7 protein-coding genes are annotated in these 6,000 nt (G+C 63.5%); 3 read left to right on the forward strand and 4 right to left on the reverse strand.

Features of this window, described 5'->3' with window-relative positions:
* Positions 1–112 precede the first annotated feature (112 nt).
* Positions 113–346: a hypothetical protein gene (locus AVMA1855_RS24375; RefSeq protein WP_284427666.1), complete on the reverse strand. Its 234-nt coding sequence runs from the start codon at positions 344–346 to the stop codon at positions 113–115.
* Positions 347–894: 548 nt separating this feature from the next.
* Here AVMA1855_RS24375 and AVMA1855_RS24380 point away from each other — a divergent pair.
* On the forward strand, positions 895–1,992 hold the full coding sequence (locus tag AVMA1855_RS24380) for a YopJ family acetyltransferase (RefSeq protein ID WP_284427667.1): 1,098 nt from the start codon (positions 895–897) through the stop codon (positions 1,990–1,992).
* Between the two features lie 173 nt (positions 1,993–2,165).
* Here the strand turns inward: AVMA1855_RS24380 and AVMA1855_RS24385 are convergent, their stop codons facing one another.
* The 3 genes from AVMA1855_RS24385 to AVMA1855_RS24395 form a co-directional block, all read right to left on the reverse strand.
* Positions 2,166–2,486, reverse strand: a complete 321-nt coding sequence (locus tag AVMA1855_RS24385; protein ID WP_284427668.1) for a hypothetical protein — start codon at positions 2,484–2,486, stop codon at positions 2,166–2,168.
* A gap of 65 nt (positions 2,487–2,551) precedes the next feature.
* Positions 2,552–2,818, reverse strand: a complete 267-nt coding sequence (locus AVMA1855_RS24390) for a hypothetical protein (RefSeq protein ID WP_284414922.1) — start codon at positions 2,816–2,818, stop codon at positions 2,552–2,554.
* Positions 2,819–2,855: 37 nt separating this feature from the next.
* Positions 2,856–3,248 carry an XRE family transcriptional regulator gene (locus AVMA1855_RS24395; RefSeq protein ID WP_284414924.1) on the reverse strand — a complete coding sequence of 131 codons (393 nt, stop codon included), beginning with the start codon at positions 3,246–3,248 and terminating at the stop codon, positions 2,856–2,858.
* A 157-nt stretch (positions 3,249–3,405) separates the two neighbouring features.
* On the opposite strand from AVMA1855_RS24395, the gene AVMA1855_RS24400 reads away from it, so the two are divergent.
* Both AVMA1855_RS24400 and mobH read left to right on the forward strand, forming a co-directional pair.
* Positions 3,406–3,993 (forward strand): hypothetical protein, encoded by a 588-nt coding sequence (locus tag AVMA1855_RS24400; protein WP_284414926.1) that lies wholly within the window; start codon positions 3,406–3,408, stop codon positions 3,991–3,993.
* The coding region (mobH, locus tag AVMA1855_RS24405) for a MobH family relaxase (RefSeq protein WP_284427669.1) at positions 3,990–6,000 on the forward strand (2,011 nt) is incomplete at its 3' end. The genes AVMA1855_RS24400 and mobH, both read left to right, overlap by 4 nt.

Consider the following 6,000-nt stretch of genomic DNA (forward strand, 5'->3'; position numbering starts at 1 on the left):
AATTGCCTCGGCGCCAAGCGTCGGAACCTGCCTCAGCTTTGGCCAGCAGCACTATCGCAGCAGAAAGAAAAAAGCCCGCACGAGGCGGGCTAAAGGGGTGGAGTAATCTGTTTCAGTGCCAGAGCTTGGCGATGGTGGCAAAGAGGCCAACTGCCGCGAACATGCTGCCGATGCACCACTTGATGACGTCCGTCTTCAATTCAGCGCCATCCGCCTTCGTAAACAGTTGAGCGGCATGCAAGGTGTAGCGCTTGTCGATTTCCTTGTTGATCGATTCGGCCACGGCTTGCGCGTCCTCGGGGGACACGTTGATCTTCACCAGTGCACGATAGATTTCCAGTTCCATGCCGGCAGTTTAACCCCACCGGTTGGAAATCAGCGCTCCCCCCCCCCTGGAGCAATCTGGATCGTCCCCACACCCGTTACTCGCCGAGGCGAGAGCCAATGCACCCACAGTCCCCGCATCCAGCACGCACCACGAAGATGGCTATTTGTGTCGATCACCAAAAAATCAAAATCGCTGTTCGCTTCCGTCGCATTTGCGTGGACGCCCAGCCCAGGAACGCTTCGCGGGCAAGCGCCGAGCTTCGCTTTCCGCGACGGTGGCATGACGCTCGACAGCTAGACTTTAGCTATAAACTATTGGAGTTGTCAGTGGGCTCATCTTGGAACATTTTCGATCCCCGCGGTCTCGAGCATTACTACCCGACGTCGCCGCAGAGGGGCGGAACGCACGAACCGATCGGATCGAACTCTCAAGGCGCACCGGGCCCCAGCACGTCGCGATCAGAGTCGGCCGAAATTACTGCCTTGAGGACGCTGGGAGCGACTCGACGGCCGGACGCCGCACCTCAGGACCAGCGCGCCGCGGAGCCTCAGAGGAGCCGAAGTGCGTTGCATCGCCTCGGCGCGCTGCTGACACGAGACAGCGACCCGCGTCCATCTCAATCCGTCACGAAGGCCGTTGAGGCCCTTCACCAGATCAAGGCACGCTTCGCCGCACTGCTCGATGGGAATTGGACGCCTGGAGATGATGAAAAGCTTTTCGACGCCGCAGTCATGCCGACGCTGATCGCCGCAGAGACCGCGCGCAAGCCCGGCTCGCCGTTGACTTTGCTGGATACGTCCAAGGAACTGGGTCAATGGGTGAAAAAAAGCATCCCTGCATCGGGCAAGAGGGCCGTTGCCGTGCTGCCGGGTTACGAGGAGCATGCGGTCGCCGTGGATGTCCGCCGGATCGGTGGGCGACTGTCGGTCTTGATCATCGATCCATTGGGAACCGACCCCAAGCGAGTCGCCCAATATCGTAGGGACGTGCTCCCGGCACTCAGGGAGAGGCTGCCGTCCAACGCGGTGACGACGCTGCTCTGCCTGAGTACCCAGAAGACGCAGACGGGATGCAAGATCTTCGCGCTGTCGGCTACGTCGAAAGCGGCCGATCAACAGGCGCTCATGGACGATCTTCACGGCCGGCACGTTAATGGCGACGCGCTCAAGGACTGGGACGACAACGAGATCCCCGTTGCGGCGGTCGGTGAGAGCGGCATCCGCATGATCGACGGGAAGTCGCTCCTGACCGCGCAATTCTTCAAGCATTCGCAGTCCAGCAGCACGCTTCGCCAATGGGAGGCGGTCAATCGACCGGGTTCCGCGGAGGCGGCAGTCAACGCCCGAAACGAAACGATTGGCGACCGATATCGCCGCCACGCGACGGAACGTCATCCAATGCCTTTCGCCATCCTGGAGATGGATCGGCTCGGCGTTCGCGGAGGCGTCGATCCGAAGGCGCTCGAACCGCGGCGATCAAGCAATTCACTGGAGCAGAAGCGGCTCGTCTATCTCCAGCGCGCAATCGATTTTCTGCAAGTGGCGCCGAAGGACGAGAGCCGCCAGTTTATGAAGCGTTTGGAGCGGTTTCATCTTAAGGATACCGAACTTTCTTCACCGAACCTGGAAAGCCAACCGTGGGGACCAGACCCATACACGCTGTGACGGCGACCCGATCGACCTCTGGCAGTGTCGCGTTAAGGCCGTCGAGGAGTATGCAGCCATGCCACCGCTCCACGTCCAGCTCCAGAACTCGACCCTGCGCGGGGTGATCAAGCGCCTGCGCTTTCCAGATCATGCTGCCGCAGCGCCCAGAATGGCGATCTGGTCCATGGAGGTCAGTCAAGTCGGACTTCGAAGTAGCCATCCTCGGCCTCGCCTTGCAACTCAGCGAAGCCGGTTTGGCGCGCTGCTGCAGCCGCCTTCGCCCAACGGTTGATCGTCGCCAGGGCCCGAGCGCGGGCTTCGGGCGAAGCATCATCGTCCTTCTGCTCCTGAATGCGTTGCACGGATGCGAGGGTGTCCACGACGCCCTCCGGTCCATCAAGCAGCCGTTCCAGTGAGCGGGCGTAGGCGGCCTCAGCCGCAATGCGCTCGCTCGCAGGCAGGGTGGGGCAGTCGCGCAGTGCAACCGTGTATCGGGTTTCGATGGCGTTCATGGCGCTCTCCAATGACTGTATGAAACACCAGTATATCGATACCGCCTTTCGGCGGTGTCCCAATTTCAGGTCTCGATCAGTGCCGGCGCAAGAATCTTGCGATGCAGGGGACTGACATGCCGCCACTGCATGCCCACGCCTTCCACCCAGGCATCCAGTAGTTCCGGGGTTACGTCCTGGTCGGCGCGCATCTGCGCGGCCACCTCGGCGATGGCTTGCTGATAGCCACGCCGGTAACTGCCCTCCAACTGCGTGTCGGCGGGACCAATGTCCGCCCCAGGACGCATCGCACCACCCAACAAGCCGGCCAAGTCCAGACGATTCAATCTCATAGAAAACTCCCTTTTGTAGTTTGTAGAACCCGGTCGATCACGAGGTTCTGCCGACCTCGTTCGCACGGGCGATGGCAAGTATCACATCCCGTGCAATGCGTCGCGGAGCAGCTGGCAGATTGAGGAATGCCTCCACTGCGGTTCGGTCGTCAGGTGCCATGGGTCGTGGCGAGTTGGATGGTTTGACCGAAGGGCTTTTGGCCCCATGCATGAGTTCGTGCACCGGCACTCCCAACCAATCGGAAAGCGCCTGCAGCTTGGGGTAGCTGGGAATGGTCTCTCCCATCAACCAGCGGCGCACGCCATGCAGCGTGATCGGCTTGTCGGCCGGGCGCCGGCTGTTGAACTCGCGCTGTAGCACGGCGGGCTTGGCCGCATAGCCAGCGTTTTCCATCGCCTGTCGCAGTGTTTGAGCGAACTGCTGCTTCATGTCAGGCGACTGTTTCATGGTCGGCATTCATTCCCTTTCTTTGTTTCATGCATGCTTAGCAGAACCGGACCGGCCAAGCAAGCGTAAACCCTCCGCGACATCGCGCAGGGTTCTCGCTGGCCTGCCTGGCCCGTCGTCAATACAGTGCTGCGCCATCATGGAAGAAGCACTGGACCCAGAATTCTCGCCGCCCAGCCCTGCGCGGCAACCGCGACTGAGGGCGCAGCACAGCAACCCCGCCCCCAACGCTGGATGGCCGCACTCCGGCCGCGATGCGCTGGATCACGCCCACGCGGTCTACGCGATCGTGCAGCATCTGTCCTCGCTGGGCCTGGCCAACTGGACATCAAGGCTGCTGCAATGGCTGGGCCGCTACGACGGGCTGGAGCGCCACCTGGAGGACTGGCAAGCACCCAACATCTGCGTTCGCGACGTGTTGCTCCGGCATGTCTGCCGCATCCCCGGTGAAGCTGCCGCAAGTTTGGATGTTCGGGTGGCCCACGCCCGCCGGCTTGCCATCGTGCAGGATCTGCTAACCCTGGACTTGGTACGCGTGCGCGCCTGGTGGGGCAATGAACACCGGCCCGAGGCATCCGCTTGCTTGTGGAGTCCGCTGGAGCAATGCTGGCTGGACTTCATCGAGATGCCGCATGTGGACGAGGACTGGCTTTGCGTCGATGACAGTCGGCCGGCATCCAAGCCATGGCTGGAGCAACTGTCCCGCTACCTGCTGGCACCCGCATGAAGCGATCGCTCGAATGGCTTCGCAGCCGATGGGACGATGCAGGCCGATTGCTCAGCGGGCAAGGCGCGCCCGCACGCGCCTCCCTTCCCGCAACGGCACCCACACCGTCCACACCCAGCCCACCGAACACGCCGCGGAGCATCGCCGTGGAGGGCTCGGAGCAGGGGTGGCTGCGTATGTTGCCCGCCGACGAGTTGCTGGTGTGCGTGAACGCGGACAAGGCAATGCAGGACATGTGGCGCCAGTCGCGCCTGGCGCAAAGCGTATGGCTGCGCGATCTGCTGCCCGCGATCCACCGCTACGCAGAGATGGTGCAGCTAATGCCGGCGTCCGAGGCCCATCACCACGCGCACGTGGGCGGGCTGCTGGCCCACACCCTGGAAATGCTCCTGGCGGCCATGACTTGGCGCAATGGGCACTTCCTTCCAGAGGGCGCCCCCATCGAGCAGATCGATGCCGAGCGCGACGAGTGGACCTACGTGGTGTTCTTCGCCGCGCTTCTGCACGACATCGCAAAGCCACTGACGGATCTGCGCGTCACATGGCGCACGCCTGGGGCGGCGGAGCGCACCCGGTGGAATCCGATCGGGGGACCGATGACGCGGATCGAGCCGGGCAGGGCGGCAGAGTACCTCGTGGAGTTCGCCCCCAAATCCGCAAGGGACTATGGCGCGCATTCGCGCCTGGCGGTCACGCTGCTGGGTCAGATCGCACCGGCTACGGCGGTGACGTTTCTCGCACGCCGGCCGCACACGCTGGAGGCGCTAACCCGCTTCCTTTCGGGCACCAAGGATGGGCTGGTGGCGAGCATCGTCGGCCGCGCCGATCAGGCATCGACCCAGCGCGCTTTGCTGCACGGCAGCCGGGCGCGGTTCACCACCAGCAATGCGATCCCGCTCATCGACCTGCTGATGAATGCGGTGAAGGCCATGCTGCGCGCGGGCACCGCGCTGCCGCTGAACCGCTCGGGCGCGGCGGGCTGGGTGCATGACGGCTCGATGTGGTTCGTGGCCAAGCGCCTGGCCGATGGCGTGCGCACCTGGATCAAGGACCATGCCCCCGAGGAAGCCGTACCGGGCGAGGCCAAGAACGACCGGCTGTTCGACACCTGGCAGGAGTACGGCTGCATCGAGGTGAATCCGCACAGCGGCCAGGCGATCTGGTACGTGACGGTGCAGGGTCAGGCCCAGGATGCAGCAGGCAGTGCCGACAGTGCAACAGGCCCGCAGGAAGCTGCCGCAACGCATCAGGACACGGTTGCAGCAGGCTACAGCAACTCGCTGACCATGCTGAGGTTTCCATTGGCCAAGCTCTATGACGATCCGAGCCAGTACCCCCAGCCGATGGCCGGCCGCATCGTGGTGCGGGACAAACGCAAGGATGAAGCAGCAGGAGAGGGCGACCAGGAGGATGGGGCAGGGCAGGTGTCGGTGCAGCAGGGCGCCGAAAGCGCTGATGCAGCGCGTGCATCGAGGCAACCCGACAAGGATGCGGCAGCTCTCGCGCCAGCGCCCCAACCTGCAGCATCCCACGCCCAGGAGGCTGGAGCAAACCGCAACAAGTCCAAGGCTGCGGCAACTTCTCAAAAGCCCAACGAGAACCAGCTTAAGGCCCCCGCGTTCAATCGGCCCAAGCCCAAGCCTGCGGCAGGGTCGAGCGGCAACGCGCAGGAGATTGCGGCAAATTCTGCAAATGCTGCGCCATCAACTGCGCCAGCATTCGCCGCCCCGGCCCAGGCATCAGTGCCGGCACCCGCCGCTTCCGTACCCGCCAAACCGCCTGCCCAGGCGAAGGCACCCCAACGCATTGAGCCCACGTTCCCGCCCTTGGACGATGTGATCCGCATCGGGGGCAAGGACGATGGCTTCGACGTCGATGACGGATGGCTGGACGAGGACGACGACGTGCGCACCGCCGCGCCCGCGCCGGTGCGGCCCAGCATGCCGGCAGCGCCATCCAGGCCACCCCTGGTGGCGCCCAAGAATGCGCCAACGCCGAACGGCAAGA

The sequence above is a fragment of the Acidovorax sp. SUPP1855 genome (assembly GCF_030158955.1).
Lineage (GTDB): Bacteria > Pseudomonadota > Gammaproteobacteria > Burkholderiales > Burkholderiaceae_C > Paracidovorax.

Excerpts from the sequence above, each read along its gene's own strand:
- AVMA1855_RS24390 (WP_284414922.1), bottom strand. The coding sequence starts at position 2,818 with ATGAGATTGAATCGTCTGGACTTGGCCGGCTTGTTGGGTGGTGCGATG.
- AVMA1855_RS24375 (WP_284427666.1), bottom strand. The coding sequence starts at position 346 with ATGGAACTGGAAATCTATCGTGCACTGGTGAAGATCAACGTGTCCCCC.
- AVMA1855_RS24400 (WP_284414926.1), top strand. The coding sequence starts at position 3,406 with ATGGAAGAAGCACTGGACCCAGAATTCTCGCCGCCCAGCCCTGCGCGG.
- AVMA1855_RS24385 (WP_284427668.1), bottom strand. The coding sequence starts at position 2,486 with ATGAACGCCATCGAAACCCGATACACGGTTGCACTGCGCGACTGCCCC.
- AVMA1855_RS24395 (WP_284414924.1), bottom strand. The coding sequence starts at position 3,248 with ATGAAGCAGCAGTTCGCTCAAACACTGCGACAGGCGATGGAAAACGCT.